4 protein-coding genes are annotated in these 2,092 nt (G+C 68.6%); 1 reads left to right on the plus strand and 3 read right to left on the minus strand.

Going from position 1 to position 2,092, the window contains the following annotated elements:
• The 3 genes from ACTS11_RS12035 to ACTS11_RS12045 all read right to left on the minus strand — a co-directional run.
• A partial coding sequence (locus tag ACTS11_RS12035) for a hypothetical protein (protein ID WP_442640556.1) occupies window positions 1-474 on the minus strand: 474 nt, incomplete at its 3' end.
• 3 nt (window positions 475-477) lie between these two features.
• The gene (locus ACTS11_RS12040) at window positions 478-690 is read right to left on the minus strand and encodes a winged helix-turn-helix domain-containing protein (protein ID WP_442640557.1); all 213 of its coding nucleotides are present in this window, start codon (window positions 688-690) and stop codon (window positions 478-480) included.
• A 9-nt stretch (window positions 691-699) separates the two neighbouring features.
• The gene (locus tag ACTS11_RS12045) at window positions 700-1,200 is read right to left on the minus strand and encodes a response regulator (RefSeq protein ID WP_442640558.1); all 501 of its coding nucleotides are present in this window, start codon (window positions 1,198-1,200) and stop codon (window positions 700-702) included.
• Window positions 1,201-1,410: 210 nt separating this feature from the next.
• Between ACTS11_RS12045 and ACTS11_RS12050 the strand changes: the two genes are divergently transcribed.
• Entirely contained in the window at window positions 1,411-1,803 is a 393-nt protein-coding gene (locus ACTS11_RS12050) for a hypothetical protein (protein WP_442640559.1), read from the plus strand.
• Window positions 1,804-2,092: the final 289 nt, after the last annotated feature.

The following is a 2,092-nucleotide window of genomic DNA, read 5'->3' on the forward strand; positions in this document are numbered from 1 at the left end:
TTCGTCGGCGCCGTGATGCACCGAGATCGCCATCGTCCAGCGCAGGGCGGTGGCCGACGCCTCCACCTCCTGTCCCTCGCCGAGGCTCTCGGGCTGAACGAAGCCCTCGGGGTTCGACTGCCGGAACCAGACGCGGATGTCGTTGTCCCGGATCGCCGGAACCTTGCTCCGGAAGTCGACGGTGAGGGCGCGCTCCTCCTCGGTCGGATCGGCGTTGGAGAAGACCGGGGCGTTCGTGCTCCACACCCGGAAGGCCCGGCTGTCGGAGGCCGCCTCGATCTCGGGGTTCCAGGCATCCGGGATGTTGCGCAGGAGCCGGCTCACCCCCGCCGCGCGCTCCACGATGTCGTAGGCATCCTGAAGGACGAGGGTTTCCTGCCGGTCGCGGAAATAGATCGCCAGGCCGAAGCTGTTGGCGACGAGAAGCCCGACGAGGATGACCGCGACCGTCTGCGCCTTGAGGCTGCGGAGCATCGCTCAGCCTTCGGTGACGTCTGCGGCGAACAGGTATCCGCCGCCCCAGACCGTCTTGATGATCGAGGGGTTCTTCGGGTCCTCGCCCAGCTTGCGCCTGAGACGGCTGATCTGGATGTCCACGCTGCGGTCGAAGACGATGGAGGCGCGGCCGCGCGTCAGGTCGAGCAGGTTGTCGCGGGTCAGCGTCCGGTTCGGGCGCAGCGCGAGGGCCACCAGGAGGTCCTACTCGCCGCTGCTGAGGGACACGACGATGCCCTCGGGACTGAGCAGCTCGCGCTTGCTCCGGTCGAGGCGCCAGCCCTCGAAGCGGAGGATGCGGGCCTCGGCGGAGGTCTCGGCGGGCCCCTGCAGGGCCGTGCGGCGCAGGACCGCCCTGATCCGCGCGATGAGTTCCCGGCTGTTGAAGGGTTTCGCGAGGTAGTCGTCGGCGCCCATCTCGAGGCCGAGGATGCGGTCGACGTCGTCGCCCTTTGCCGTCAGCATGATGATGGGCGTCTTGTCCTGCGCGCCGCGGAGCTCGCGGCAGAGGGTCAGCCCGTCCTCGCCCGGCAGCATCAGGTCGAGCACGATGAGGTCGATGGCCCCCGTCTCGAGGGTCCGGCGCATGGCCTTTCCATCCTCCGCGCGGGAGATGCGGAACCCCTCCCGCTCCAGCACCCTGCCGACGAGGTCGCGCAGTTCGCGATCGTCATCGACAACCAGAATGTGGGGGCTGCGTTTCATCCGGGCGCCGGCCTTCGAGGAGGACGTGGCCTTCTAACACGACGCCCGGACCCCGCAAGCGCGCGCCGCGGGCGTCCGGCGCGGGAAAGTGTAACGGGAGACAGGCGGGGCGGGCCCCTGACATCGCCCGTTACAAAGTGACACCACTTCGCGCGAATTTTCCGGCGGCACCGGGGCTAGCTGTCCGGAAAACAACGGAGAGCAGGCAACATGAAGACGACACGAAAGGATGCCGGAGCGGGCATCGCCTCGAACCCCGGCCGCAAGCCCGGACGAGACATCGTCGTGAGGCTCGAGGATGCGGCCGCGCGGCGCAGCGCGAAGGCGTCGGAACACGAGGTGGGTGAACTCGTCCTCGGCGCCTGGATGATGGCTCTCGAGGCCCGGCGCGAGGGCTGCGTTCAGGGCGTCGAGCCGGTGGCCCGTCGTCGGCGCGCCGCCCTCGCCGAGAGGATCGAGACGCTCCCCTACGTGCAGCTGCTCGACCCCCTCGTGCAGCAGGAATACTGGCGGCAGGTCAACATGATTTCAGAGCAGGAAACATTGGCGCAATCCATTCTCGAGGGGGCAGCCACCTACGCGGCAAAGACGCCGCGCGGCTAGCCTCGTCAATTCCTTTTCCATCGATCCCTTTCTTGCCTCGGTGCTCGTGCCTGTCCCGGACGACACCGCACTCGGGCGGATCGGCTGCATAGCCCCCAGGCGTGGCCGATCCGCCCATTTCTCCTCGCGCGAGGCCCCCCGGTCTCGTTGCGCCTCGGGGAGGCGGCGATCATCGGCGGCCCGGCGGCAGGCCGGACATGAAATCTTCACCTTCGGCGGTGGCGTCGCTTGCGCCGATCTCGGCGCAGGGAGCACTGCTCGTGGCGCGAACCGCCGGGTTCAACGACCG

The sequence above is a fragment of the Roseicyclus sp. genome, assembly GCF_052168335.1.
Classification (GTDB): Bacteria; Pseudomonadota; Alphaproteobacteria; order Rhodobacterales; family Rhodobacteraceae; genus Roseibacterium.